The sequence below is a fragment of the Stenotrophomonas sp. FW305-C-20-S1 genome (genome assembly GCF_058783335.1).
The window spans coordinates 1-307 of the sequence record NZ_JBYTEK010000068.1 but is presented as its reverse complement, the minus strand read 5'-3'; the positions used below and the strand labels follow the sequence as shown (position 1 = coordinate 307).

At 63.5% G+C, this 307-nt stretch carries 1 protein-coding gene; it reads left to right on the top strand.

What is annotated here, in order from left to right; genetic code table 11:
- Window positions 1-125: 125 nt before the first annotated feature.
- Window positions 126-307 (top strand): hypothetical protein (locus AC3WTC_RS20205; RefSeq protein WP_492712397.1); only part of this gene is annotated, 182 nt, incomplete at its 3' end.

The following is a 307-nucleotide window of genomic DNA, read 5'->3' as shown; positions in this document are numbered from 1 at the left end:
CGCATGGTCGACACCCACCAAGAGCAGCCCATGCCGTTCCGACAGATCGCGGGAACCCACGATCACCCCAGCACAGCGCCAAGCCGGGAAATGCGTTTCCATTCTCGTCCGGCATTCATCCACGCATGGCGTGGATCTACGTGTCGACCAAGGTCGACACCCACCAACAGCAGCGTGGTCAACACCCACCAACAGCCGCGTGGTCGACACCCACCAACAGCAGCGGGAACCTGTCGAAGGCGGGGTGGGTCCGGTTGCGGGGGCGTGAGCCGCATGGATGCGGCGACCGAGCTTACATGGACGTACT